The 26,474-nt window shown below is 66.6% G+C and carries 21 protein-coding genes; 12 read left to right on the top strand and 9 right to left on the bottom strand.

The window, feature by feature from the left end:
- Position 1: 1 nt before the first annotated feature.
- Positions 2 to 1,447: an NAD-dependent malic enzyme gene (locus ACZ9J7_RS04115; RefSeq protein WP_476207240.1), complete on the bottom strand. Its 1,446-nt coding sequence runs from the start codon at positions 1,445 to 1,447 to the stop codon at positions 2 to 4.
- Between the two features lie 221 nt (positions 1,448 to 1,668).
- Between ACZ9J7_RS04115 and ACZ9J7_RS04110 the strand changes: the two genes are divergently transcribed.
- Positions 1,669 to 2,424: an IclR family transcriptional regulator gene (locus tag ACZ9J7_RS04110; protein ID WP_141159335.1), complete on the top strand. Its 756-nt coding sequence runs from the start codon at positions 1,669 to 1,671 to the stop codon at positions 2,422 to 2,424.
- 83 nt (positions 2,425 to 2,507) lie between these two features.
- Here the strand turns inward: ACZ9J7_RS04110 and ACZ9J7_RS04105 are convergent, their stop codons facing one another.
- On the bottom strand, positions 2,508 to 4,040 hold the full coding sequence (locus tag ACZ9J7_RS04105; RefSeq protein WP_476207237.1) for a nucleobase:cation symporter-2 family protein: 1,533 nt from the start codon (positions 4,038 to 4,040) through the stop codon (positions 2,508 to 2,510).
- 179 nt (positions 4,041 to 4,219) lie between these two features.
- Positions 4,220 to 5,128, bottom strand: a complete 909-nt coding sequence (gene pucL, locus ACZ9J7_RS04100) for a factor-independent urate hydroxylase (protein ID WP_476207235.1) — start codon at positions 5,126 to 5,128, stop codon at positions 4,220 to 4,222.
- A gap of 349 nt (positions 5,129 to 5,477) precedes the next feature.
- On the opposite strand from pucL, the gene ACZ9J7_RS04095 reads away from it, so the two are divergent.
- The gene (locus tag ACZ9J7_RS04095; RefSeq protein WP_476207233.1) at positions 5,478 to 5,684 is read left to right on the top strand and encodes a hypothetical protein; all 207 of its coding nucleotides are present in this window, start codon (positions 5,478 to 5,480) and stop codon (positions 5,682 to 5,684) included.
- 11 nt (positions 5,685 to 5,695) lie between these two features.
- Here the strand turns inward: ACZ9J7_RS04095 and ligD are convergent, their stop codons facing one another.
- Positions 5,696 to 6,940 carry a non-homologous end-joining DNA ligase gene (gene ligD, locus ACZ9J7_RS04090; protein ID WP_476207231.1) on the bottom strand — a complete coding sequence of 415 codons (1,245 nt, stop codon included), beginning with the start codon at positions 6,938 to 6,940 and terminating at the stop codon, positions 5,696 to 5,698.
- Positions 6,941 to 7,168: 228 nt separating this feature from the next.
- Between ligD and ACZ9J7_RS04085 the strand changes: the two genes are divergently transcribed.
- The 8 genes from ACZ9J7_RS04085 to ACZ9J7_RS04050 all read left to right on the top strand — a co-directional run bounded on the left by ACZ9J7_RS04085 (position 7,169) and on the right by ACZ9J7_RS04050 (position 17,679).
- Positions 7,169 to 7,744: a nucleoside deaminase gene (locus tag ACZ9J7_RS04085; RefSeq protein WP_476207229.1), complete on the top strand. Its 576-nt coding sequence runs from the start codon at positions 7,169 to 7,171 to the stop codon at positions 7,742 to 7,744.
- Between the two features lie 9 nt (positions 7,745 to 7,753).
- The gene (locus ACZ9J7_RS04080) at positions 7,754 to 9,292 is read left to right on the top strand and encodes an NCS2 family permease (RefSeq protein ID WP_476207227.1); all 1,539 of its coding nucleotides are present in this window, start codon (positions 7,754 to 7,756) and stop codon (positions 9,290 to 9,292) included.
- A gap of 97 nt (positions 9,293 to 9,389) precedes the next feature.
- Positions 9,390 to 10,613, top strand: a complete 1,224-nt coding sequence (locus ACZ9J7_RS04075) for an XdhC family protein (protein ID WP_476207225.1) — start codon at positions 9,390 to 9,392, stop codon at positions 10,611 to 10,613.
- The gene (locus ACZ9J7_RS04070; protein ID WP_476207224.1) at positions 10,604 to 11,539 is read left to right on the top strand and encodes an FAD binding domain-containing protein; all 936 of its coding nucleotides are present in this window, start codon (positions 10,604 to 10,606) and stop codon (positions 11,537 to 11,539) included. Before ACZ9J7_RS04075 ends, ACZ9J7_RS04070 begins: the two co-directional genes overlap by 10 nt.
- 2 nt (positions 11,540 to 11,541) lie before the next feature.
- A complete protein-coding gene (locus tag ACZ9J7_RS04065) occupies positions 11,542 to 14,376 on the top strand; it encodes a molybdopterin-dependent oxidoreductase (RefSeq protein WP_476207222.1) in 2,835 nt (944 codons plus the stop codon).
- An 87-nt stretch (positions 14,377 to 14,463) separates the two neighbouring features.
- Positions 14,464 to 15,444, top strand: a complete 981-nt coding sequence (locus ACZ9J7_RS04060; RefSeq protein WP_476207221.1) for an aldo/keto reductase — start codon at positions 14,464 to 14,466, stop codon at positions 15,442 to 15,444.
- A gap of 21 nt (positions 15,445 to 15,465) precedes the next feature.
- Positions 15,466 to 16,113, top strand: coding sequence for a uracil-DNA glycosylase (locus ACZ9J7_RS04055; RefSeq protein ID WP_476207219.1), 648 nt, complete (start codon positions 15,466 to 15,468; stop codon positions 16,111 to 16,113).
- A 54-nt stretch (positions 16,114 to 16,167) separates the two neighbouring features.
- On the top strand, positions 16,168 to 17,679 hold the full coding sequence (locus ACZ9J7_RS04050) for an HNH endonuclease signature motif containing protein (protein ID WP_476207217.1): 1,512 nt from the start codon (positions 16,168 to 16,170) through the stop codon (positions 17,677 to 17,679).
- 12 nt (positions 17,680 to 17,691) lie between these two features.
- Here the strand turns inward: ACZ9J7_RS04050 and nboR are convergent, their stop codons facing one another.
- Together nboR and aceE are read right to left on the bottom strand one after the other, a co-directional pair.
- Positions 17,692 to 18,336 carry a nicotine blue oxidoreductase gene (nboR, locus tag ACZ9J7_RS04045; RefSeq protein ID WP_476207216.1) on the bottom strand — a complete coding sequence of 215 codons (645 nt, stop codon included), beginning with the start codon at positions 18,334 to 18,336 and terminating at the stop codon, positions 17,692 to 17,694.
- A gap of 24 nt (positions 18,337 to 18,360) precedes the next feature.
- A complete protein-coding gene (aceE, locus tag ACZ9J7_RS04040) occupies positions 18,361 to 21,102 on the bottom strand; it encodes a pyruvate dehydrogenase (acetyl-transferring), homodimeric type (RefSeq protein ID WP_476207215.1) in 2,742 nt (913 codons plus the stop codon).
- Between the two features lie 129 nt (positions 21,103 to 21,231).
- Here aceE and ACZ9J7_RS04035 point away from each other — a divergent pair, with 129 nt between their 5' ends.
- Positions 21,232 to 21,993: an SDR family oxidoreductase gene (locus ACZ9J7_RS04035; RefSeq protein ID WP_476207213.1), complete on the top strand. Its 762-nt coding sequence runs from the start codon at positions 21,232 to 21,234 to the stop codon at positions 21,991 to 21,993.
- Between the two features lie 18 nt (positions 21,994 to 22,011).
- On the opposite strand, the gene ACZ9J7_RS04030 is transcribed toward ACZ9J7_RS04035, so the two are convergent.
- The 3 genes from ACZ9J7_RS04030 to ACZ9J7_RS04020 are packed head-to-tail and all read right to left on the bottom strand — an operon-like array spanning position 22,012 to position 25,057.
- A complete protein-coding gene (locus ACZ9J7_RS04030; protein ID WP_476207211.1) occupies positions 22,012 to 22,389 on the bottom strand; it encodes a sterol carrier family protein in 378 nt (125 codons plus the stop codon).
- Between the two features lie 40 nt (positions 22,390 to 22,429).
- Entirely contained in the window at positions 22,430 to 23,446 is a 1,017-nt protein-coding gene (locus ACZ9J7_RS04025) for an asparaginase (protein WP_476207209.1), read from the bottom strand.
- A 24-nt stretch (positions 23,447 to 23,470) separates the two neighbouring features.
- On the bottom strand, positions 23,471 to 25,057 hold the full coding sequence (locus ACZ9J7_RS04020) for a molybdopterin-dependent oxidoreductase (protein WP_476207207.1): 1,587 nt from the start codon (positions 25,055 to 25,057) through the stop codon (positions 23,471 to 23,473).
- Between the two features lie 99 nt (positions 25,058 to 25,156).
- Here ACZ9J7_RS04020 and purD point away from each other — a divergent pair, with 99 nt between their 5' ends.
- Complete coding sequence (gene purD / locus ACZ9J7_RS04015) at positions 25,157 to 26,473, top strand: phosphoribosylamine--glycine ligase (protein WP_476211799.1); 1,317 nt, start codon at positions 25,157 to 25,159, stop codon at positions 26,471 to 26,473.
- Position 26,474: the final 1 nt, after the last annotated feature.

The raw sequence follows: 26,474 nt of genomic DNA, 5'->3' as shown, positions 1-26,474 counted from the left end.
GTCAGGCGGAAGCCAGTGCTGGCTCCGCGGCGGAATCGGCCGGTTCGGCAGCCGTTGCCACGTTTGAAGCGTGTGCCGCGGCGGCAACGGCTGCCGCGACGTCGGCGGTCACGTGCGGGTCGAAAATGCTCGGGATGATGTAGCTCGCATTGAGCTCATTATCATTCACCCGGTTGGCGATTGCTTCCGCGGCGGCCACCAGCATTTCCGGGGTGATGTCGCTTGCCCCCACGTCGAGGAGCCCGCGGAAGAGGCCGGGGAAAGCCAGGACGTTGTTGATCTGGTTGGGGAAGTCGCTGCGGCCGGTGGCCACGACGGCGGCGTGCCGGGACGCGACGGCGGGGTCCACCTCGGGGGTGGGGTTGGCCATGGCGAACACGATGGCGTCCTTTGCCATGGAGGCGATGTGCTCCTCGTCCAGGATGTTGGGGGCGGAGACGCCGATGAAGACATCCGCGCCCACCAGGGCCTGGTGCAGGGTGCCGGCGAAGCCCTCCTCATTCGTGTTTTCCGCGATCCAGGTGCGGTGCGGATCGTTGTACTGCTCGCCCTTGTGGATGGCGCCGGAGCGGCCCGCGGCCACAATATGCCGGGCGCCCTGGGCCTTGAGCAGCTGGATGATGGCAGAGCCGGCGGCACCGACCCCGGACACCATGATCTTCACGTCCGCGATCTTCTTGTCCACCACGCGCAGGGCGTTGACGAGGGCTGCGAGCGTCACGATCGCCGTGCCGTGCTGGTCGTCGTGGAAGACCGGGATGTCCAGTTCCTCGCGCAGGCGGGCCTCGATCTCGAAGCAGCGGGGCGCGGCGATGTCTTCCAGGTTCACGCCGCCGAAGACCGGTGCCAGGAGCTTGACGGTGCGGATGATTTCCTCGGTGTCCTGGGTGTCCAGGCAGACGGGCCAGGCGTCGACGTTGGCGAACTGCTTGAACAGGGCGGCCTTGCCTTCCATGACCGGGAGGGCGGCGGCGGGGCCGATGTTGCCCAGTCCCAGCACCGCCGATCCGTCGGTGACCACGGCCACGGTGTTGCGCTTGACGGTGAGGTTGCGCGCGGCGGCGGGGTCCTCGGCAATGGCCAGGCACACCCGGGCGACGCCGGGGGTGTAGGCGCGGGAGAGATCGTCCCGGTTGCGCAGGGGGACCTTGGGGACGACTTCGAGCTTGCCGCCGAGGTGCATCAGGAAAGTGCGGTCCGAGACGTGCTGGACGGTCACGCCGTCGAGCGCGTTGAGGGCGTCCTTGACGCGTGCTGCGTGGGCGTCGTCGGTGGTGTTGCAGGTGACGTCGACAACCAGCGTTTCGTGGTGGGACTCGGTGACGTCGAGGGCGGTGATGGCGGCGCCGGCAGCTCCGACGGCCGCGGCGAGCTCGCTGGTGGCGCTGAAGCTCGAGGGTGCTTCCACGCGCAGGGTGATCGAATTTCCGGGGCTGGGGTTCGCCATTGAATGTCCTCCTGTTTAGGCCTTGTCCGGCTTCTGCTCTAATCCGAATGTTTTCGTATTATGGATATTATTATCTACTTTATGGAAATACAAGCCCTCCGAATGCGACTGGGGGACCGCGTCGCGGCTGGTACTGCCGTGCTGTATCTTGGGTGTTCTAAGCAACTCTTTTCACGATGCGGATAAGAGTTGTCGGATTCCGAGCCACAGGAGACAACGGAATGGCAGAAAAAGCGTCCGGTGGGGTGCAGTCGGTGGAGCGCGTCTTCGAACTGCTGGAGCTCATCACTGATGCCGGCGGCGACGTCACCCTCAGCGAGCTCTCGTCTTCCACCGACCTGCCGTTGCCCACCATCCACCGCCTGCTCCGCACCCTGGTGTCGCTGGGCTACATCCGCCAGCTGCCCAACCGGCGCTACGCCCTGGGCCCCCGGCTCATCCGTTTGGGCGAGGGCGCCAACAAGCAGCTCGGTGCCCTGGCGCAGCCCCAGCTGAAGATCCTGGTGGACCGGCTGGGAGAGACGTCCAACATGGCCGTGCTGGACTCGGACATGGTGATCTACGTCGCCCAGGTGCCCTCGCTGCACTCCATGCGCATGTTCACTGAGGTGGGCCGGCGCGCCCACACCCACGCCACCGGCGTCGGCAAGGCCATCCTGGCCCAGCTCGACGACGACACCGTGCGGGGCATCGTTGCCCGCGCCGGCATGCCCACCCCCACTGCGAAGAGCATCGGCGACGTGGAGGAACTCCTGGCCGACCTCAAGCTCATCCGTGAGCGGGGCTACTCCATTGACGAGGAAGAGCAGGAACTCGGCGTCCGCTGCTTTGCCATGGCGGTCCCCAACGCGCCGACGCCTACGGCCATTTCCGTTTCCGGCCCGGTGTCCCGGGTGGACGGGAACTTCGCGGACAAAGCCGTGCCCATCCTTCGGGAAGCGGCCGAGGCCATCTCCCGCGAGCTCAACCGCACCTAAGGTCCCCTCTTCACTGACAACCACGACGGCGGCCCGCACCTTTCGCGAAAGGTGCGGGCCGCCGTCGTGGCACCCGGGGAAGGTCAGTGCTCTGACGCCTTTTCGGATGACTGGATGGGGACTTCCTTGCCGTCGCAGTCGATGAGCTTGCCGTCCTCGAACCGGTCGCCGTGCTCAAGGCATTGCAGGTCCTCCTGCCGGACGACGCGGCCGGTGCCGGCGACGAAAACGGACTGGTTCTCTGAATTGCCCGCCTTGAGATGGTTGAACAGCAGGTTCAGCACAATGGCCATGACAGCTGCGGAGCTGATGCCGGAGTGGAAAATGGTGCTGAACCAGGAGGGGAACTTGTCGTAGAAGGTAGGGGCCACGATCGGGATCATGCCGAAGCCCAGCGAGGCGGCCACGATGATCAGGTTCATATTGTTGCGGTATTCCACCTTGGCGAGGGTTCGGATGCCACTGGCAGCAACGGTTCCGAAGAGAACGATGCCTGCGCCGCCCAGAACGGCGGTGGGCACGGCGGCGACGACGCGGCCCAGCACCGGGAGCAGGCCCAGCAGGACCAGAATCACGCCGCCGGCAGCCACAACATAGCGGCTCTTGATCTTGGTGACTGCCACCAGGCCAACATTCTGGGCGAATGCGGTTTGCGGGAAGGAACCGAAGACGGGTGCCACGAGCGTGGAGACCATGTCCGCCCGAAGCCCTGCGGCGATGCGCTTGGAGTCGACCTTCGTGCCCACAATTTCACCCACGGCAAGGATGTCGGCCATGGTTTCGGTCATGATGACCAGGATGACGATCACCATGGAGATGATCGCGGCGATTTCAAAAGTGGGTGCGCCCAGGTGGAAGGGGGTGGGGAATGCTGCGATCGGACCGTCGCCGATCTTGGAGAAATCGGCCATGCCTGTTGCGGCAGCCACGATGGTTCCGCCAACCATGGCGAGCAGGATGGAGAGCCGGGAAAGGGTGGCGTTGCCCACCTTGCTCAGGACCAGGACCAGGGCCAGGGTGACCGCAGCAAGGCCGATGTTGGCGGTACTGCCATAGGTGGGCGCCTTGCTGTTGCCGCCCATGGCCCAGTTGGCAGCAACGGGCAGCAGTGTCAGCCCGATGGTGGTAATGACAGTCCCCGTGACCACTGGCGGGAAGAACCGGATGATCTTGGAGAAGACCGGAGCGATGAGCAGGCCGATGGCGGCGGAGACGATGATGGCGCCAAACACGGCGGGCAGCCCGCCTCCGCTGGTGACGATCGAGAGCATGGTGGCCACGCTGGCGAAGGAAACACCCTGGACCAGCGGCAGCTGTGAGCCGAAGAACGGGAGGCCAAGGGTTTGGATGAGGGTAGCCAAACCGCCCATGAAGAGGGCTGCGGTTACGAGGATGCCGATGTCGGCCGGGGCGAGTCCTGCTGCCTGCCCGATGATTAGCGGGACCGCGATCATGCCGCCGTACATGGTCAGCACGTGCTGGAACCCGTAGGCAAAGCTGCTGCCTATTGACAGCCTTTCGTCTTCGGGGCGTCCCGCTGTGGGGCGCTTGGTCCGTTTCTTGGAGTCGCCGGCGGTCTTGTTCGTACCGGGGGACGGGGCGTTCTTGATGTTCATGGCAGACTTTCCTGGTTCATGGCAGACGTCTTCGTCTGGCTAACTTTGTCTGGCTAACGTCGAAGTTTTAGGGCTACTGCGGTTTTACGGAACTGCGTTTTTTGGTGCAGGAAATGCGGGTTGCGGGTGGCCGGGCCGCCGAAACCTCGGTCGCGGCGGGGCCGGCCACCCGCGTTGGCTCAGCAGAAGCCGGCGATACCGGTCCACGCGTTCTCGGCGGGGACGGCCTCTTCGCGCAGGACCGTGGCCTCGATCAGGCCGTAGGGACGGTCCGCCGCGAAGAAGACCTCGTTGGGGTTGTCCAGGCCGAACGGCGAAAGGTCCACAAGGAAGTGGTGCTTGTTGGGCATGGAGAACTTGATTTCGTCGATCTCGGGGTGGGCCTCGAGGACCTTGGTTCCCATGTCGAACAGCGTCTGCTGCAGGGCGTGTGAGTAGTTTTCGGTGAAGCCTTCGAGCAGCAGGCTCTTCACGTCGTCGTAGTTCTTGTTGAAATCAAACGATGTGAAGTCGGTGCCGGCCTTGAACCGCCAGCGGGCGGAGACGTCGGTGGCAAGGATGCGGTCTGTGGTTTCCGCCAGGGTGGTGTACTTGTCCTTGGGGTACCCGACGAAGCCGGACTGGGTGGACTTCAGGACGGTCAGGTCCTTCAGCCCGGAGATAAGGTGCTCGGCAGCGCCGTCGCGGACCAGCACTGCCGTGCGGACTTCCTGGCCGTTGCGGACGAACGAGTGGTCGTGTTCGCTGCCATGGGCCTGGATGCGGTTCCAGCTGTAGGACTCAGCTTCCCAGCGGCCGCCATCAACCCAGCTGAAGCTCGAGGTGAAGTGCTCGCCGAGGCGAAGCAGGAAGGCTTCCGGGGAACCGATGCCCTCGCGGGCGAAGGCGTAGACGGTGTTCTTCTGGGTGTCGGTGGGCACAACGTGGCTGTTGTCGCCCTCCAGGTGGGCGGCCTCGAAGTCGCCGCGCAGCTGCGAGGTGACATTGAGGTCTTCAATCTGGTGGCGGTCCGTGTCTCGGGTGATCTTGACGACCCGGACCTCGGCCTTGCCGAACTGGTTGCTGCCGAGAATGATCTTGCTGCTCATGGTCTTTTCCCAACTTCCGGTAAGTGGAACCTAGGTTCCATCACTGAAATTAAGCGCGCGTTTCATGCGCGTTTCCGATGGAGCCGACCCAACAAAAAAAGAGCCGGCATCCGTTGATGCCAGCTCATTACGACCCTGCCTGCTGCTCCCAGGTTACGTGACCTGCGCCACGAGTTGCATAACAGCGTACCCCGACTCTGCGGTGGTGTACATCACAGAATCAAAATTCCGTTTGTGACCGGCGGGATGCCCGCGGTCCGTCCTGCACCTATTGACGGGATTGGCCGGCAGCCCTAGCCTTTTCATATAGCAAAAACAAATTTCCACATTACGAAAAGATGAGGTTCCGATGTTCCAGCAGGAAAACCAGCCCATGCCGGCAGCGCCGTCCGCAGGAGCGGGTGCGCAGGAGTTCTACCTCCCGCTCGGCGGCGGAGTCGACCCCGACCTCTATCTGCCAGAGGACCGCCTGCGTCTCACGGGCCGCCTGTCCAGGTGGGTGCAGTCATTGCGTACCCCGGCAGCGGGCGGGTCCAAAAGCCGGCCCCAAGGCTGAGGGTCCGCCGCTCAGGAACCGGTGCGGCCCGGCCATTGCTTTCCGGCCCAAGGGTCGTAGTCCGCGATGAGCTCCTCCTGCTGTGGCCGGTCGGCCTCGGGAACATGCTGCAGGTTCACCCGCACCCGGTACCAGAGCGAGCTTGATCCACGCATCCCGTCTACCAGGATGTCGGCCGGCTGCAGGGAATGGACGACGGCGGCATGCCGGGACTTCCATTCGTCGAGCGCGGCCAGCGCTTCGGGCTTGGTCCTGGTCCGGGCCACCTCGATGAGCGGCATCCGGGACTGCCGGCGGCCGGATCCGTTGCCGCTGCGCGGAGCCTTTTCCGCTGGCCCCAGTTCCTTTGCCAGCGCAAGCAGCCCGTCCAGCGACCCCACCGCCCCGTCTATGCCGGCGTGCGGGTCGCCGATCCCCGCATACCGCTCCGTGACCGTGGCAACAGTGAACTGTCCGGGGCGGGCGGTGCGCATCTCCTCCCAGGTCAGTGGAGTGGACACGCGGGCGTCCGGCAGGGGCCTGACCGAGTAGGCGGATGCGACCGTGCGGTCCTTGGCGTTCTGGTTGAAGTCCACGAACACGCTCTCGCCGCGTTCCTCCTTCCACCAGCGTGCCGTTGCCAGGCCGGGTGCTCGGTTCTCCACTTCCCTCGCAAGGGTCTCAGCCGCCAGCCGTACATCCGGGTACGACCACTCCGGGGCGATGCGGACCAGGATGTGCAGGCCGCGGGACCCGCTGGTCTTGGGCCATCCCACCAGTCCCGCATCGGCAAGGACCTCCTGCGCCACGTAGGCGACGTCGACGATTTGCGCCCAGTCCACGCCGGGCATGGGATCAAGGTCCACCCTCAGCTCGTCCGGGTGTTCAAGGTCTTCTGCCCGGACTGGGTGGGGGTTCAAATCAAGGCAGCCCAGATTGACCACCCAGGCAAGTCCTGCAGCATCCCTGATCACCGCCTCCTCGGCCGAAGTCCCTGACGCGTAATGCAGGGTGGTGGTATCGATGAAGGGAGGGTGGTTTTCCGGCACGCGCTTCTGGAAGAACGGTTCTGCGTCGATGCCCTTGGGGAACCTCTTGAGCACCATGGGGCGGCCGCCGGCGCCGCGCAGTGCCCCCTCCGAGACCGCCAGGTAGTACCGCACCAGGTCAAGCTTGGTCAGGCCCGCCTCCGGGAATACCATCTTGTCCGGGCTCGAGATCCGGACTTCATTGCCTTCGATTTCCAGGACCTCGGCCGGCGTCTTTGACGGAGTCATTCCGTCACGCTAGCAGTTGGGCTTTTGCGCGTCAGCCCTGTGGGACCCGGCGACCACGCTGGAAAGGGTGCCGGGTGAAGCCTTGGAAACATCGATTTCACATTGCGAAATAAATTTTCCAGAAAAGTATGGCGTGGCCCACAAACCGGTGCTAATCTCGATTCTGCCAAAGGCGGGCACCCAAACCCGGGAAGCTATCTACCAGGCGCAACTTAACCTTCACAGCACATGCTGAAGCCTGGTAACCGTTCGCACCTGGTTTTACTGGTCCTGCACGGCAACAGGCTTCCCGGCAAAAGGAAGTCGCATCATGAGTACCACCGTACGGCCGAACAGTTTTTGGCCCGCTCCATCCGGCTGGCAACGGCCAACGTCCTCAACAGCGGCGGCCCCTTCGGCGCCATGATCGTCATGGCGGACGGGCAGGCGTTCGACGGCGTCAACCGCGTCACCGCGGACAACGACCCCACCGCCCACGCCGAAGTTACCGCCATCCGCACCGCCTGCCGCGAGCTGGGCACCTTCGACCTCAGCGGCGCTACCCTCTACACCAGCTGCGAGCCGTGCCCCATGTGCCTGGCCTCGGCACTGTGGGCACGGGTGGAACGCGTGGTCTTCGCCGCGAACCGGCACGACGCCGCCTCCGTCGGCTTCGACGACGCAGTCTTCTACGAATACTTCGACAACAAGGACAGGGATTCCCTGATGCCGGTCGCCAAGCTGGAGCTGGTCGATCCCCAGGCCCCGGCCCCGCTGGAACCGTTCAATACCTGGAACACGCTCGAATCCAGGATTGATTACTAGGCGGCAGGAATGACCATCCTGGACCATTCCCACGAGGAGCATTCGGCTCCAACCGCCATCTCCCGGCAGGAGCCGCGCCCATTGGCGCAGGCGTCAAAGACGCCCCGCCCGCCTGCAGCGGACTCCTTCCTTGACCGCTTCTTCCACATCACCCGACGCGGCTCCACCCTGGCCCGCGAATTCCGGGGCGGCCTGGTCACCTTCTTCACCATGGCGTACATCGTCATCCTGAACCCCCTCATCCTGGGCGGGTTCAGCGCGGACAACGCACCCACCGATGTGGCCGGCGGCTGGCTCTCCGCGTCCCAGGTGGGTGCCGTCACCGGCCTCACCGCCGGCGTCATGACCATCCTCTTCGGCCTCATCGCCAACCTGCCGTTCGGCCTCGCTGCCGGCCTCGGGATCAACTCCTTCCTGGCCGTCTCGGTGATCCATGAGGTCACCTGGGCCGAAGCCATGGGCCTGGTGGTCATCAATGGCATCCTGATCGTGCTCTTCGGCGTTACCGGCGCCCGGACGGCCATTTTCCGGGCCGTGCCCAAGGAACTGAAGGCCGCCATCACCGTCGGCATCGGCCTCTTCATCGCCTTCATCGGTTTCGTTGACTCCGGTTTCGTCAGGCCTACGGCAGGCGGCCCGCCCGTTCAACTGGGCGACGGCGGCTCCATCACTTCCGTGCCCACGCTCGTGTTCGTCGTCGGCCTCCTGGCCATGGGCATCCTCGTGGCACGCAAGGTCCAGGGCGGACTCCTGATCGGGATCGTCGGCACCACCGTGCTGGCCGCCGTCGTGGAAGCAATCATGAAGCTCGGCCCCGCCAGTGCCGCCAACCCCGGTGGCTGGCACTTGAACACCCCGGTCCTGTCCGGCCAGCTGGTGTCGGCGCCGGACCTTGGGCTGGTGGGCCACTTCGACCTCTTCGGGTCCTTCGCCAGGATCGGGGGACTCGCAGCCACCATGCTGGTGTTCACGCTGGTGTTCACCAACTTCTTCGACGCCATGGGCACCATGACCGGCCTGGCCAAAAGCGCCGGCGTCGCCCACAAGGACGGCACCTTCCCACGGCTGAAGTCCGCGTTCATCGTGGAAGGCTTCGGTGCCGTGGCAGGCGGGGCCACCTCGGGATCCTCCAACACCGTCTACATCGACTCGGCCGCAGGCATCGGTGAAGGTGCGCGCACGGGCCTGGCGTCGGTGGTCACCGGCGTGCTGTTCCTCGGCTCGATGTTCCTCACCCCGCTCACCAGCGTGGTGCCGCTGGAGGTGGCTGCCGCCGCGCTGGTGGTGGTGGGCGCCATGATGATGGCCCAGATCCGCGAGATCAAGTTCACCAAGTTCACGGTGGCCCTGCCGGCCTTCCTCACCATCGTCACCATGCCGCTGAGCTACTCGATCGCCAACGGCATCGGGGTGGGTTTCGTCAGCTGGGCGGTGATCGGGGCGGCGTCGGGCAAGGCGAAGAAGATCCATCCGCTGATGTGGGTGGTGAGCGCCGGGTTCCTGGTGTACTTCGCCCGCGGGCCCATCAACGCCCTGTTGGGCAGCTAAGCATTGACCATTCTTTCCGGGGGCCGGGGCAACCCTTGGCCCGGCCCCCGGAAGGACCGACAATTGACACCACCGCTGCGGAAGAAGGAGCGACGCCATGCTTGACCTGATCCCTTCGCTCGGCCCGTGGGTACCCCGGCTCGCAGCCCGGGAGTTCGCCGTGGCCACCATCGTGGCGGCCTCCGGATCGGTGCCGCGGCCCGTGGGGACATCCATGCTGGTCGCCGGTTCCGGTGACGTACTGGGCAGCCTCTCCGGCGGCTGCGTGGAAGGCGCCGTGGTGGCGCTCGCCCGGGAGGCAATGGACGACGGCGTCCCGCGCCACGGGACCTTTGGCTTCAGTTCCGCAGATGCCTTCGCGGCCGGACTCACCTGCGGGGGAGAACTGGGCATCCAGATCCAGCCCGTACCCGCCGCCGTGCCTGGCGAAACCCCGCACCCGCTCCGGGCCGCCCTGCTGCAGCTCGCCGGCCTGGGCCCGGCCCACCCCGTGGCGCTGGTACGGCTGCTCGGTACTCCAGGAGGTGCCGCCGTCGTCCTCTCCGATCCGGGCGCCTTCCGCCTGGCGGCATCTTCGGAGCTGACAGGGCTGCTGCATGGGGAACCGGCCCTGCAGGTGGAATCCCTGGTGCGCAGCGGCGGTGCCGGGCTGGTACGGCTCCCGCAGCCGGGCGAATGCGCTCCGGCCAAGTCCGGCGACGCGCACCCTGCCGCGGAGCCGGCCATCCTGGTGGAGTCCAGGCTGGCGCCGCCGCGGATGCTGGTATTCGGCGCCAACGACTTCGGTGCCGCCCTGGTCCCGGCCGCCAAGCTGCTGGGGTACCACGTGACCCTCGTTGACGCCCGGCCGGCCTTCGCGTCGCAGCCACGGTTCGCGGCCGCCGACCAGGTGGTCACCGACTGGCCGCACCGCTACCTGGCAGCGGAAGCGGCGGCGGCCCGGACGGACAGCCGCACCGTGGCCGCCGTCCTCACCCATGACCCCAAGTTCGACCTCCCCCTGCTGGAAACGGCGTTGGCCCTGGACCTCGCCTACGTTGGCGCCATGGGGTCCCGGCGGAGCCACCTCCAACGGGTTGAGCAGCTCCTCAACGCGGGCGTCGCGCCGGAACGGATCGCCCAGCTCCACTCACCCATCGGCCTTGACCTCGGTGCGGTCACTCCCGCCGAAGTGGCGGTATCCGTCACCGCGGAACTGATCGCCGCCCGCACCCGCGCAGCCAGCTGCCAGCCGCTGCGGGAAACCTCCGGCACCATCCATCACCACCCGGCTGCCCCGGCGCCCACAGACCTTAATACGCAGGAGATCGCATGGACATGAACACCATCGAGGCGGTGGTCCGCACCACCGACCCCGCACAATGGCGCGACGGCGACGCCTGGCTTGCCGGCGGCACGGTCCTCTTCTCCTACGGCAGCTACGCGTTTGGCCCGCAGCCGCTCAAGCGGCTGCTGGACCTCGGCGACGCCGGCTGGACGCCCATCACCGTCACCGGAGACGGGATTGAGCTGGCAGCAACCTGCACCATCGCGCAGCTGTACGCCCTGCCTGGCTCCCCGGAGGTGGCCGGCCGCACGTGGCAAGGGCTGGACCTGGTCCGTGCGTGCTGCGATTCCTTCGTGGCGTCCTTCAAGGTGTGGAACATGTCCACCGTGGGCGGCAACCTCTGCACCTCGCTGCCCGCCGGCCCCATCATCTCGCTGTGCGCCGGGCTGGACGGTACAGCCGCCATCCTCACGCCCGGCGGCGGTACGCGCACCGTCCCCGTGGCGGAGTTCGTCACGGGGGACGCGAAAAACTGCCTGGCACCCGGCGAGCTGCTGCGCAGCGTCCACCTGCCGGCGTCGGCCCTTTCCGCCCGCGTAGCCTTCCGGCGCCTGTCCCTGAGCAACCTGGGCCGGTCCGGGGTGCTGCTCATCGGACGGCTCGACGGCGACTCCTCCCTAACCCTGACGGTCACCGCCGCCACCAAGCGGCCGGTCCAGCTGCGCTTTGAGGAAGTGCCGGACGCGGACCGGCTGGCCGCCGCCCTGGACGACGCCATCCCCGCCGGGCTCTACCACGACGACATCCATGGGCTGCCTGCCTGGCGCCGCGACATGACGTACCGGCTGGCCGAGGAAATCCGCGCAGAACTCGCCGCTCCCGCGGACGCCCAGGGTATCCCTGTCTCCGGCGACTTCTGGCCGCCCCGGGCCGGCGATGGGCTGGCCGCCGGGACCATCACACTGCCGAAAGGGGCCTGAGCATGGCCATCGAGATCAACGGAACACCTGCCGGCGCGGACCCACGTCCGGGGCAATGCCTGCGGACGTTCCTGCGCGAGCAGGGCAACACGGGTGTGAAGAAGGGCTGCGACGGCGGGGACTGCGGTGCCTGCACCGTGCACGTGGACGGGACCCCGGTCCACAGCTGCATCTATCCCGCCGTCCGCGCCGAGGGGCACTCGGTCACCACCATCGAGGGGCTGGCAGCCGCCGCCGGCGGTCCCGAGGGGCAGCTGCATCCGGTCCAGCACCAGTTCATGGAACGCCAGGGCTTCCAGTGCGGCTTCTGCACCGCAGGCATGGTGATGACTGCAGCGACGTTCGATGAGAACCAAAAGGAGAACCTGCCCCGCAACCTGAAGGGCAACCTTTGCCGCTGCACCGGCTACCGTGCCATCGCCGATGCGGTCTGCGGGAATGCCGGCCACCCCGACCCCGCCGGCCCGGGGTCCGGGATCGCGGGGGAGGGGCAGCCTGACCCGGAGCCCGGACGCTTGGGCGACGACGTTCCGGCACCTGCCAGCCGGGCAGTGGTCACCGGGGCGGCCCGCTACACCCTGGACCTCCCAAGCGACCAGCAGCGGGCGCTGCTGCACCTGAAGATCCTGCGCTCGCCGCACGCGCACGCCCGGGTGGTCTCCATTGATACGGAAGCAGCCCTGAAGATTCCGGGGGTGGTGGCGGTCTTCACCCATGAGGACGCGCCGGAGCAGCTGTTCTCCACCGCCCAGCACGAGCTCTTCACCGATGACCCGGACGATACGCGGGTGCTGGACGACGTGGTGCGGTTCATCGGGCAGCGGGTGGCCGCCGTCGTCGCCGAGTCGGTGGGCGCCGCGGAAGCCGGGGTGCGGGCGCTCCAGGTGGAATACCACGAACTGCCCGCCGTCTTCTCGCCGCAGGAGGCCCTGCGTCCCGGCGCGCCGTTGGTCCATGGAAAAAAGGACGGCAGCGCGTCCCGCATTGCCCGGCCGGACGGCAACGTGGTGGCCGAACTGCACTCGGAGCTGGGCAGCGTGGCCAGCGGGTTCGCCGCCGCAGATTTCATTCATGAACAGACCTACCAGACCCAGCGGGTGCAGCACGTGGCGCTGGAAACGCACGCGGCCATCGCCTCGGTGGATGACGAAGGCCGGCTTCAGGTCCGCACGTCCAGCCAGGTCCCGTTCCTGGTCCGCCGGACACTGTGCCGGGTATTCGGCCTCCCGGAAGACAAGGTGCATGTGGTGGCCGGCCGCGTCGGCGGTGGATTTGGCGGCAAGCAGGAAGTCCTCACCGAGGACCTCGTGGCGCTCGCGGCCCTGAAGCTGCAGCGTCCGGTCCAGCTGGAACTGACCCGCACCGAGCAGTTCAGCGCCACCACCACCCGGCATCCGTTCACCATCAAGCTGAAAGCCGGGGCCAGCAGGGAAGGGCGGCTGACCGCGCTTGAGTTGGACGTCGTGACCAACACCGGCGCCTACGGCAACCACGGACCGGGCGTCATGTTCCATGGCTGCGGCGAATCGCTGGCCGTGTACAACTGTGCCAACAAAAAAGTGGACGCGCATTCGGTCTACACCAACACCGTGCCGTCCGGCGCATTCCGCGGGTACGGGCTGAGCCAGATGATCTTCGCCATCGAGTCCGCCATGGACGAGCTCGCCGCCGGGATCGGCATGGATCCACTGGAATTCCGGCGCCGGAACATGGTCCGCGAGGGCGACCACATGCTGTCCACCCGGCCGGATCCGGAAGAGGACGTCCACTACGGCAGCTACGGACTGGACCAATGCCTTGACCTGGTCCGGGACGCCCTGGACCGCGGCAAGCCACGCTACCGGGAGGCCGGCCTGGCCGATCTTGGCCCCGACTGGATGGTGGGTGAAGGCGCCGCCCTGTCCATGATCGACACCGTCCCGCCGCGCGGCCACTTTGCCCACTCCCACGTCCGGCTCCTGCCGGACGGGACCTACCAGGCCGACGTCGGGACCGCCGAGTTCGGCAACGGCACCACCACCGTGCACGCCCAGCTCGCGGCCACGGCGCTGTCCACGGAGGCATCCAGGGTGGCGGTCCGGCAGTCCGACACCGACCTGGTGGAGCACGATACCGGTGCGTTCGGCTCCGCGGGCACCGTGGTGGCCGGCAAGGCGACCCTGGCAGCGGCGGAAGAGCTGGCTGTCCGGATCCGCGCCTTTGCCGCCGGGATCCGGCAAACCCAGGCGTCCGCGTGCGTCCTGGACGGCGACGCCTTGGTGGTCGACGGAACCCCCGTGGCACTGGCTGAACTGGCGCAGGCCGCCGCGGAAGCCGGCGTCGAACTCGCCGCCGAAGGCCGCTGGGGCGGTACGCCGCGCTCGGTAGCCTTCAATGTGCACGGCTTCCGGGTGGCGGTGAACCGCTGCACCGGCGAGCTGAAGATCCTGCAAAGCGTGCAGGCCGCCGACGCCGGGGTGGTGGTCAACCCCCGCCAGTGCCGTGGACAGATTGAAGGCGGAATCGCCCAGGCCCTGGGGGCCACGCTGTATGAGGAAGTGGTGGTGGACGACGCCGGGAAGGTCACCACGGACATCCTGCGGCACTACCACATTCCTACGTTCGCGGACGTGCCGCGCAGCGAGGTGTACTTCGCGGACACCAATGACAAGGTAGGGCCACTGGGGGCGAAATCCATGAGCGAAAGCCCCTTTAACCCGGTAGCTCCGGCGCTTGCCAACGCCATCCGGAACGCGACAGGAGTGCGGTTCGCGTCACTGCCCATCGCGCGTGACCGGATCTACCTGGGGCTGAAGGAAGCGGGGCTGGTGCGTAGGTTGGACCACGTTCCGACCTAGGCCGGCGGCAGGTCACACTTCCGCTTGGCAGGATGCATCCCGGGGTCGGATCTGACCCCGGGTTGCATCGTTGCATATAGTCGGGGGATGGAACAGCGGATTTTAGGCAAGACCGGACGCAGCGTCTCCGTCGTCGGGCTCGGTACCTGGCAGCTCGGCGCGGACTGGGGCAACGTGGACCCCGCCCAGGCGCAGGCCATCCTGGCGGCCTCGGTGGAAGCGGGAGTCACCTTCTTTGACACCGCCGACGTATATGGCGACGGCAAGAGTGAGCAGGCCATCGGGGAGTTCCTGAAGGATAACCCGGGCCTCGGTGTCACGGTTGCCACCAAGATGGGCCGCCGGATGGAACAGCGCCCCGAGAACTACACCCTGGCCAACTTCCGCCAGTGGGTTGACCGGTCCCGGAAGAACCTGGGCACGGACACCCTGGACCTGGTCCAGCTGCACTGCCCGCCCACGCCTGTGTACAGCAACAATGAGGTGTACGACGCCCTGGACACCCTTGTAGCCGAAGGCGCCATCCGTAACTACGGCGTGTCCGTGGAGCGAAGCGACGAGGCCCTGGAAGCCATACGGCACGAGGGAACCGCGTCAGTCCAGATCATCCTGAACGCCTTTCGGCTCAAGCCGCTGGACGAAGTCCTCCCAGCGGCCAAGGCGGCAGGGGTGGGAATCATTGCCCGCGTTCCCCTGGCCTCGGGCCTGCTGTCCGGCAAGTACTCCAAGGAGACCACGTTCGCCGAAAACGACCACCGGAACTACAACCGCAAGGGTGAGGCCTTCGACGTCGGGGAGACCTTCTCCGGCGTGGACTACGAGCTGGGCCTCAAGGCGGTCAAGGAGTTCGAACAGCTGGTGCCCGAGGGCGCCACTACCGCTCAGGCGGCCATCGCCTGGATCGCGGCGCAGGACGGTGTCAGCACCGTGATTCCCGGCGCCCGCAACGTCGAACAGGCACAGTCAAACGCTGCCGCGGCAGCCGTCAGCGTTGGCCAGGAGTTCGACGAAGGCGTCCGCTGGATCTACGACCACTACTTCCGCGAGGCCATCCACCCGCGCTGGTAGGGGAGCCCCGGGAGCGTGCCGGTGACGGGTTCCGTCAGCGTCTTTGTGGAACGGCTTGCGGCCGTGGAACTGGGGCCTGCCTGCACCAACTTCTTCAACTACGCAGTTCCGGAGAATGCGCTCCGGCGGCACAACCTGGAGCTCTACCTGCAGGAGATGCTGGAACGCCGGCCCAAGGTACTGCTGGTGGGTGAGGCGCCGGGTTTCAGGGGCATGCGTATCACCGGGGTGCCCTTCACCAACCGGACCATCTTCGATGGACCCGCCAATGGCTTTGGACTTTTTGGACCCGGCAAGGGCTATGTGCTGCCGCCCGAAGCCGCAGGAGTGGCCGCGGAACCTACGGCGACGGTGCTGTGGCAGGTCCTGGAAGAGGTGGGTATTCTGCCCCTGCTGTGGAGTGCTTTTCCCTGGCACCCGCACCAGCCGGGCAAACCCTTCTCCAACCGCACGCCCAAGCCCTCCGAGACCAAACTGGGCACGCCCTTCTGGCAGGATCTTGCGGCTCTCTTTGGCATCGATTCGCTGGTGGCGGTGGGCAACGTGGCCCAGCACAGCCTGCAGCGCAGCGGCCTGGACGTACCGAAGATCCGGCATCCCGCCCACGGTGGCAGGTCCGGTTTCAAACAAGGGCTTGAGCAGTTGCTGGAGCATGGGATGCCGGCCTGAGCTGATTCTCCGCGGCCGGTCTTGAATGTCGTACCCCTTTGTCATGATGGGTTTATGGGGAAGGCAGCGATGGCGAGGGCGTTTGGGGAGATCAAGGCTGCCCTTGCTGTGTTGAGTGCTGAGGTGGATGGGGCCGGTGCGGTGCCTTTTTCTGCGGCTGATCCGTTGGCTGGGTTGGCGGATGCGTGCCTGGAGATTCTGGCTGGCGCCCGTGAGGTGGAGGCCGGGATCGCTGCGGTGAAGGCGAAAGCGGCTGTGGCGTACGCGGAGAGCGCCGGTGTTGTTGCGGGGCCGGGTGTGCCGGTGCGTGCGCAGGAGATGGCGGTCGCGGCGGAGATCGGGTGTGTGCTGGCTTTGGGTCCTCGGGCGGCCTCATCGTTCCTCGCAACTGCGCACGCCGTGATGTCGACGTTGCCGCGGACGTTGGAGGCTTTGCAGGCCGGGACCGTCTCTTGGCTGCACGCTGTGGTGATGGCCGATGAGACAGCGTGTCTGGATGCCGCGGGGGCGGCGGCGTTGGAAGCCCATTTCTTGGACCCGGACGCACCGGACCCGGCGCGGGGGTGCCCGGTGGGGCAGATTCCGGCGCACCGGTTCAAGGCCAAGGCCCGCACCTGGCGGGAACGCCACCACGTAGAGAGCATCGAGAAACGCCATGCCAAAGGGGTCGCGGACCGGCGGGTGGAGTTCCGGCCGGACCAGGACGGGATGGCCTGGCTCTCCGCGTACCTGCCCGCGGACCATGCCCAGGCCGGGTGGAACCGGCTCACCGCCGCCGCCCGTGGCATGCAAGGCCCGGAGGAATCGCGCAGTATGCCCCAGCTCCGGGCCGACACCTTCGCCGGTGCGGTCCTAGGCAGCAGCATGGCCGGCGGCGACACCGCAGTCTCGGGCAGTGCTTCCGAAGCTGCCGATGGCGACGATACGGGCCACAGGGGTCTGCCACCGTCAATCCGGGCGCAGGTGTTGGTGACCGTGCCGGTGTTCTCGCTGCTGGGCCTAACCGATGAGCCGGCGTTACTGGACGGGTACGGTCCCATCCCGCCATCGATGGCCCGGGCACTCGTCGCTGAGGGTGCGGGGTCATTTTACCGGGTGCTGGTGGATCCGCGGGACGGGGCACCGTTGGAGATCGGCCGGACGAGCTACCGGGTCACCGGCGCGATGCGGTCCTGGTTGAGGCTGCGGGACGGGAAGTGCCCGTTCCCGGGCTGCAGCAACAACTCCCTGGACAACGACGCCGACCACATCCTCGCCTGGGCCAAGGGTGGCACCACCGGGATCAGCAACCTGGGACAGCCCTGCCCGAAACACCACAAACTCCGCCACACCACCGGCTGGAAACCCACCCCGGCCACCAAGAACGAACCACCCGGCTGGACCTCACCCACCGGCCGCAACTACCCGAGCGAATACCAGGACTGGGAACCACCACGCTGGCCGGACCGAATGTGGCAGGACGGAAAGCGGCCGGACCGAAGGTGGCCCGGCAGCATCGATCTCGTTCGCCATGGTGCGTCCCCCTGGGAGGATGCCCTTGAGCGGTTCCTGCGTGCTCACGCCTGACCAGCTTCGGTGCTACTGGAGCAGGCCCAGCTGGTCCGGCGTATCCACGTCCTCGCCGGTGGACTGGTCGCTGCAGTCCACCTCGTCCACCAGATCGGGGTGGCTGCGCAGGAAGCGGCGGGCCCCGGCGTCACCCGTCACCGTTGCGCAAACAGCTTCGCGGAGGGAGGCGTCGATGACCAAGGGGTGCCCGCGGCGGAGAGCCGCGCCGCCGCCGTCGTTGGAATCACGACGGCGGCGGTACGCGGCGGCGGTGATCCGCCCGGGGCGGTGGGAGGACAACAGACGTGCCACGGTTTCCGGCGTCAGGCCGGGCTGGTCCACCAGCGCGATCAGGAGGTGGTCTGCCGGGTCCGCGGCCTGGTTGCCGAGCAGGAAGGAACTTCCCATTCCTGACTCCCATTCGGAATTGGTCAGCACGCGGCAGCCGTCCAGCATGGCGGCAGCTTCAACCTGGGCCGCACCTGCACCGAGGACCACCACCACCTCCCGGCAGGCGCCGGTGAGCAGTGCTCCGGCAATAGCCTCCACCAACGGCCGTCCACGGAACGGAAGCAGGGCTTTCGGGCCCAGGCCCAGGCGGGTGCCACCTCCTGCGGCGAGCACCACCCCGGTGGTCCTCATCCCCGCTGAACCGGTCCCGTTACCATCACCCATAGCTGCACCCTATGGGAGTTGCGGTCAGGCGTCCCCACCCGCCCCGCCGGTGGTGCCGGCGTTGACGTCCAGGAGTTTGTAGCGGTCCATGGCGTACGACGGCGCATCCGCCTCCACTTCACCCCTGGCCGCGAGCAGCTGGAGCACCTTCACCACGATGGAGTGGGTGTCGTTCTTGAAGAAGCGGCGTGCTGCTGCGCGGGTGTCGGAGAAGCCGAAGCCGTCGGCGCCGAGGGTGGCGTATTCGTTGGGGATGAATTGGCGGATCTGGTCCGGGACGGCTTTCATGTAGTCCGAGACGGCGACGATGGGGCCGGTGGCGCCTTCGAGTTGCTGGGTGACGAACGGGACGCGGGCGGGCTGGCCGGGGTTGAGGAAGGCTTCCTCTTCGGCGGCGAGGCCGTCGCGGCGCAGTTCGTTCCAGGAGGTCACGGACCAGACGTCGGCGGAGACGTTCCAGTCATCGGCCAGCACGCGCTGGGCTTCGATGGCCCAGGGCACGGAGACGCCGGAGGCGAGGATCTGGGTGCGGGGACCGTCGATCTTGGCCGGGGCGAGCAGGTAGATGCCCTTGATGACGCCTTCGACGTCGAGGTTCTCCGGTTCTGCGGGCTGGATGATGGGTTCGTTGTACACGGTGAGGTAGTACATGACGTTCTGGTCCGTGGAGTCCGTGCCGTACATCCGTTCCAGGCCGGAGCGGACGATGTGTCCGATTTCGTAGCCGTAGGCGGGGTCGTAGGTGAGGACGGCGGGGTTGGTGGAGGCCAGCAGGGGGGAGTGGCCGTCGGCGTGCTGGAGGCCTTCGCCGGTGAGGGTGGTCCGTCCTGCGGTGGCGCCGATGATGAAGCCGCGGGTCATTTGGTCTCCGGCGGCCCAGAAGGCGTCGCCGGTGCGTTGGAAGCCGAACATGGAGTAGAACACGTAGACCGGGACCAGGGGGACGCCGTGGGTGGCGTAGGAAGTTCCGGCGGCGGTGAAGGCTGCCACGGCGCCGGCTTCGTTGATGCCGGGGTGGATCAGCTGGCCGGCGGGGGATTCCTTGTAGGCCAGGACCAGGTCCCGGTCCACCGACAGGTAGTTCTGCCCGGCCGGGCTATAGATTTTCGCCGTCGGGAAGAACGCATCCATCCCAAACGTGCGGGACTCGTCCGGCACGATGGGCACAATCCGGTTCCCGAACTTCTTGTCGCGGAGCAAATCCTTGAGCAGGCGCACGAAGGACATGGTGGTTGCGGCCATCTGCTTGCCTGAACCGCGCTTGGCCACCTCATAGGACTTCGCGTCCGGAAGATCAACCGCCTGGTGTCCGCCGCGACGTTCGGGAACCGGCCCGCCCAATGCGCTCCGCCGTTCAAGGAGGTAGGCGATCTCGGGTGCATCAAATCCCGGGTGGTAGTAGGGAGGCCGGTACGGGTCGGCGTCGAGTTGTTCATCCGAAATGGGAATGCGCAGGTAATCCCGGAAGTCCTTGAGGTCCTCCACCGTCAGCTTCTTCATTTGGTGGGTGGCATTCCTGCCTTCAAACCTGGGTCCGAGTCCGTAGCCCTTGACGGTGTGGGCGAGGATGACGGTGGGTTTGCCCTTGAATTCGGTGGCGGCTTTGTAGGCGGCGTAGACCTTGCGGTAGTCGTGGCCGCCGCGTTTGAGGTTCCAGATCTGGTCGTCGGTGAGGTCCGCGACGAGGTCCTTGGTCTGCGGGGTCTTGCCGAAGAAGTGTTCGCGGACGAACCCGCCGGACTCGGCCTTGTAGGTCTGGTAGTCCCCGTCGACGGTTTCGTTCATGATTTTCACGAGCGAGCCGTCGGTGTCGCGGGTGAGCAGGTCATCCCATTCCCGGCCCCAGACGACCTTGATCACGTTCCAGCCCGCGCCGCGGAAGAACGCTTCGAGTTCCTGCATGATCTTGCCGTTGCCGCGCACCGGCCCGTCCAGGCGCTGGAGGTTGCAGTTGATCACGAAGTTCAGGTTGTCCAGGTTCTCGTTCGCTGCCAGCTGCAGCAGGCCCCGGGACTCGGGCTCGTCCATTTCACCGTCACCCAGGAACGCCCAGACCTGCTGGTCCGAGGTGTCTTTCAGGCCCCGGTTGTGCAGGTACCGGTTGTTCTGCGCCTGGTAGATCGCGTTCATCGGCCCGATGCCCATGGACACCGTGGGGAATTCCCAGAACTGGGGCATCAGGCGGGGGTGCGGGTAGGAGGACAGGGCGTGGCCCTGCCGGGACTTTTCCTGCCGGAACCCGTCCAGGTCCTCCTCGGACAGGCGTCCTTCCATGAACGCCCGGGCGTACATGCCCGGGGAGGCGTGGCCCTGGAAGAAGACCTGGTCCCCGCCGCCGGGGTGGTCCTTGCCGCGGAAGAAGTGGTTGAACCCGACCTCGTACAGGGTCGCGGCCCCGGCGTAGGTGGAGATGTGCCCGCCGACCCCGATATCGGGCCGCTGCGCCCGGTGCACCATGACCGCGGCGTTCCACCGCATATAAGCCCGGTACCGGCGCTCGAACTCTTCATTGCCCGGGAACGCAGCTTCCTGGTCCACCGGGATCGTGTTCACGTAATCGGTGGTGGTCACCATCGGCACACCCACGCTCTGCGCGCCCGCGCGCTGCAGCAGGCTCCGCATGATGTATTGGGCACGCTCGGTGCCCTGTTCCCTGATCAACGCATCCAGGGACTCAACCCACTCGGCAGTCTCTTCCGGATCACGATCAGGCAGCTGGTTAGTCAACCCGCTGAGGATATGGGAGGTCTCTTCTCCTGCAGCCACGGCAGCCTCTTTTCGTCTTTGAAAGCATTAGGCGGTGTTTTCGTATGGTGAGAAAACACTTTTGCCATTCGAGATTAGGAAGACGTGGACGTACGATGCAATTATGACTGCCCGAACGAGGAGAGCATCGTGAGTACCCCTGAGCAAAACAGAAGAGTAGCCGTGGTCACCGGTGCCGGGTCCGGCATCGGCCGGGAGGTCGCACGGCAGATGCTGGCGGACGGCTACCGGGTGGCACTCGCCGGGCGCCGGGACGCGCAGTTGAAGGAAACAGCGCAAGGCCATCCGGATTCGCTCGTGGTGCCTTGCGACGTCACGCGGCCCGACGACGTCGAGCGGCTGTTTGAGGCAGCCCGCCAACAGTGGGGACGGGTGGACGTGCTGTTCAACAACGCCGGCGTCTTCGGCCCGGCAGCGGGGGTGGACGAAATCAGCCTGGAAGACTGGAACGCGACCCTGGCCGTGAACCTCACCGGCTCCATGCTGTGCGCCGCGGCAGCCGTCAGGGCCATGAAGGCGCAGGTGCCGCAGGGCGGGCGGATTATCAACAATGGCTCCATCTCCGCGCATTCGCCCCGGCCAAGAACCGTGGCCTACACCGTCACCAAGCACGCGATGACCGGGCTGACCAAAAGCATTGAACTGGACGGCCGAGGTTACGGCATCACGTGCGGACAGATCGACATCGGCAACACTGCCACGGAGATCATGGACACCATCGGCGTCGGATCAGGGGCGTTGCAGGCGGATGGCTCCCGGAAGATCGAGCCGATGTTCCCGGTGGCGGATGCGGCGCGCGCGGTGCTGATGATGGCCAACATGCCGGCCTCGGCCAGCGTGGGTTCGGTGGTGGTTACGGCCGCGGGCATGCCGTTCATCGGCAGGGGCTGACCGACAGGGAGCGCAGGCCTAGAAGGGGAGCAGGGCCGAAAGGTCCGCACGCAGGCCGGATGCCGCAACCCTGCCGGCCGTGACGGCCTCAGCCCAGGCCAGCTGCCCGGTCACCATCTCAAGCCAGGTGGCGGCGTCGCACTCAATGACGTTGGGCGGCGTGCCGCGGGTGTGGCGCGGCCCCTCCACGCACTGGGTGACGCCGAATGGCGGCACCCGGACTTCGACCGAATTCCCCGGCGCCCGCGCCGTCAGCTCCTCCAGTGAATACCTCACGGCAGTGGCCAGGACGGTCCGCGGAACGGGAGTGTCCGACGGCGGTTGCGCGCCTTCGAGCCACGCCTTCAGCGCTGCTTTGCCTTCCTGGACGTCAATACGACGGCGGGCCACGGCCATGCTTTCAATCTTCCTTTTGCGTCGACAGGGAAATCAGGAGTCAGTCCAGGAGTGCGGACACTGCCGGACCCAACCGGATCTTGCCCACCGGATGGCCGCCGCCAAGCACGGGTTCCACCACTTTCTCCAGGGCGCTGGCGACCCCCGGGATCTCGACGGCCCCGGCGGCAGCAAGCAGCGTCAGGGCCACCAGGGACGTAGCCCGGATGTTCCCGTCCAGGATCTTAACCGCAACGGAAACCCCCTGGGGCGTTGCCATGGCAAGGACCCCCTCGGCCCCGATTTTGGCGATGATCTCAAGTTCATCCATCACCAGGGTGTTGGCTTCACCGCGGCCCTGGACGGCCCAGGGATAATCGAGCATCGACGTGGCAATGGTTGCGGCCCGGGCACTGAAGCTTTGGTCTCCCGGGGCCTTGGCCAGCTGGGAGTACGCCCGGGCAAGGCCTTTGAGGGAAACAGCAGCCACCGGAGCCCCGCAGCCGTCAATCCCCAGGTGGGCAATCTTCTCCTCGGTGTATTCCTCGATCACACTCCGGACCCGCTGCTGGAGTGGGTGGTTGGGCTCGAGGTAGCGGTTGGTGTCCCAGCCGTTTTCCTTGCAGGCCCAGAGGAAAGCGGCGTGCTTCCCTGAACAGTTGAACGCCAGCCGCGACTTCCCCTTCTCGGAACGGACCAGCCAGTTCCTGGCGGTTTCGTCCTGCGGCCAGGCTTCCGGGCACTGCAGTTGGTCCTCGCGGACCCCTGCGGCCTTGAGCATGCCCGCCACCACGTCCATGTGGTCCAAGGATCCGGTATGGCTTCCGCAGGCGATGGCCACCTGGGCGCCTCGCAGCGGAACCCCAGACTGCATGGAGGCCAAGGCCTGGAAAGGCTTCAGAGTGGACCGGGCAAAGATGGGCGTGTTGATGTCGCCAAGCTCGGTAACCACCGAACCGTCGGCGGACAGGAGGACGGCGGAACCGATGTGCCGCGACTCCACAAAGCCGCTGCGTTCGATCACAGCCAGTTCGACGGCGGAGTCCACGGTAAAGGTTGCGTGCGGATTGTGCGGCATACCGCCAGTCTAGGGGCCAGCCACCTACTGGACAGTGACCATCACCGACTGCCAGCCCGAGGCGCCGTCCGGAACCGGGTCCGCGCGCTGGTCAGTCTGGACCTGCCCTGTGCCGTCGGTGGCGCGCACCTTGATGTAGTGCGGGCCGGGCGTGGCATCCCATTCGTAGGACCACTGGCGCCAGGTAACGGTGGAGGCTTCGGTGGACAGGGTGGTTTCCATCCAGTCTCCGTTGTCGATCTGGACCTCCACCTTGGCGATGCCCCGCGTCTGCGCCCAGGCGGTGCCACCCACGGCCACCTTTCCGGCAGGTACTTTCGCGAAGGACTTGGGCACCTCCACGCGCGCCATTGTCTTGATGGGGCCACGTTCGGACCAGCCACGGTTGGTCCAGTACGCCTTGTTGTCGGCGAACCGTGTAACTTCCAGGTCAACCACCCACTTGGTGGCCGAGACAAACCCGTAAAGCCCCGGAACCACCATCCGCACCGGGTAGCCGTGCTCCAGCGGGAGCGGTTCGCCATTCATGCCGATGGCCAGCATGGCGTCCCTGCCATCCTGCAGGACCTCCAGGGGAGTGGAGGCGCTGAAACCGTCGATGGACTTTGACAGGACCATGTCCGCCCCGTCCTTGGGCTTGGCCCGGGCCAGGACATCGCGGATGGGAAGGCCCAGCCATTTGGCGTTGCCGGCGAGGTTGCCGCCAACGGGGTTGGAGACGCAGGTGAGGGTCACGTGGGATTCGATCAGCTGCGCGTCCAGGAGGTCCTTGAAGGTCAGCGTGACTTCCTGCTCCACGAGGCCGTGCACGCGCAGCTGCCAGTCATCAATGTTGATTTCAGGGACGCTCAGGGCCGTATCGATGCGGTAGAAGTCGTTGTTGGGTGTCAGCCATGGGGTCACGCCCGGTACCGGGGACTGGACTCCCGCGGGGACGGGCGCGGCGGACTTTGCCGGCGCGGGCAGCGTGAGCGCGTCGCGTGCCCTGGTGACGTTGCTGCGGGCGGCACCCAGGAGCCGGCCGCCCGTGGCGGCGATGCCGGCAGCCACCGCGGTAACCCCGGCAGTGGCGAAGAATCGACGGCGGTTGGTGCCTTGGCCCTGTTGCCGGGCATCGTCGTCGTACGCCTGGTCCGCCGGTGCTTCGGGCCACTTCTTGAGCCCCCACAGCTGCACCATGAGCCGGCGCAGGACCACCAGGCCGGCAACCGTTCCCAGGACGGACGGGATGGCGTCCGCCGGGCCCACACCCGCACGGGTGACCACACAGGCCACGATCACGGCGCCCATGAAAAGCACCCCGAGGACGCCCAGCATCCACTTCCGGTAGGCCACCACGCCCAGGATGCACGCCAGCACCGCAATGGTCAGGCCCATGCCAACAAAGAGGGCGGCCTTGTCATTGGTGCCAAACGTGGCGATCGCAAAGTCCTTCATCCACGGCGGGGTGAAGTCGATGAAGGTCGAGCCCAAGGCGAACAGGGGCGTTGCGCGGGCAGTAAAGAACGCGCCGATCAGCTCCGCAACGGCAAGCACGACGGCGGCCGCCACCACGCCTGCCAGTGCGGCCTTGGGGGCGGGTCCCGTCAGATGGTTTCGAAGCTTTGTCATGTTAAGAGTTCGGAGCGGCAGGTGGCGCGGATTGACCTGGCGGGCGGCCCAGGACACAGCTTAGGAGCGGAAAGGGTGCACAAAGTACCCTTGGAGACTGTGAAGGTACTCGTCATCGGCCCCGGAGGCCGCGAACACGCCATTGTCCGCTCCCTGCTTGCCGACCCCAACGTGTCCGAAGTTCACGCGGCGCCCGGCAATGCCGGCATCAGCAAGCTGGTCCCCACACACAAAATCGACGCCAACGATCCCGACGCGGTTGCGGAGCTGGCCACCCGGCTCGCCGTGGACCTGGTGGTGGTGGGCCCCGAGGCTCCGCTGGCCGCCGGTGTCTCCGACGCCGTCCGTGAGGTCGGCATCCCCGTCTTCGGACCCAGCAAGGCCGCGGCCCAGCTGGAGGCGTCCAAGGCATTCGCCAAGGAAGTCATGGCCGAGGCCGGCGTTCCCACAGCCATGGCCCTGGTGGCCACGAACGCAGAGGAAGCGGCATCCGCCCTGGACACCTTCGGCGCCCCCTACGTGGTGAAGGACGACGGGCTGGCCGCCGGCAAGGGCGTCGTGGTGACCCGTGACCGCGACGAAGCCCTGGTCCACGCCCAGTCCTGCTTCGACGCCGGCGGCTCCGTGGTCATCGAGGAGTTCCTCGACGGTCCCGAGGTTTCCCTCTTTGTCCTGTGCGACGGCCAGAACACCGTGGCACTCTCGCCCGCCCAGGATTTCAAGCGCATCTTCGACAACGACGAAGGGCCGAACACTGGTGGCATGGGTGCCTACACGCCGCTCGAGTGGGCGCCTGAAGGGCTGGTGCAGGAGGTCCTGGACCGCGTAGCCCAGCCCACCGTGAACGAGATGGCCCGCCGCGGCACCCCCTTCGTCGGCGTGCTCTTCGTTGGACTGGCCCTGACCTCACGTGGCACCCGGGTCATCGAGTTCAATGTCCGCTTTGGCGATCCGGAGACGCAGGCGGTCCTCGCCCGGCTCAAGACGCCCCTGGGTGCGCTGCTCATGGCCGCTGCCAAGGGCGAGCTGGACAAGGCGGAAGAGCTGCGTTGGTCCAAGGACGCCGCTGTCGCCGTCGTCATCGCCGCGGAGAACTACCCGGACAAACCCCGCACGGGCGACCGCATCCGGGGCCTCAAAAAGGTGGAAGCCCTGGACGGCGTGCACGTCATCCATGCCGGAACCGCGCTGGACGAGGACGGCAAAGTGGTGTCCGCCGGCGGTCGTGTCCTGGCGGTCGTCGCCCTGGGCAGCGACCTCGTTGAAGCCCGCGAAAAAGCGTACGACGGAGTGGAGCTGGTCCACCTGGAAGGCTCGCAGTTCCGCAGCGACATCGCCCGCAAGGCCGCCCGCCGTGAAATCAAGGTTCCCTACGGCGCCACCGGCTCGATGCCCATCGTGAAAGCAAAGGCCTGAC

This window comes from Pseudarthrobacter sp. TE9888 (assembly GCF_056279345.1).
This window is presented reverse-complemented; position numbering and strand designations above follow the sequence as displayed.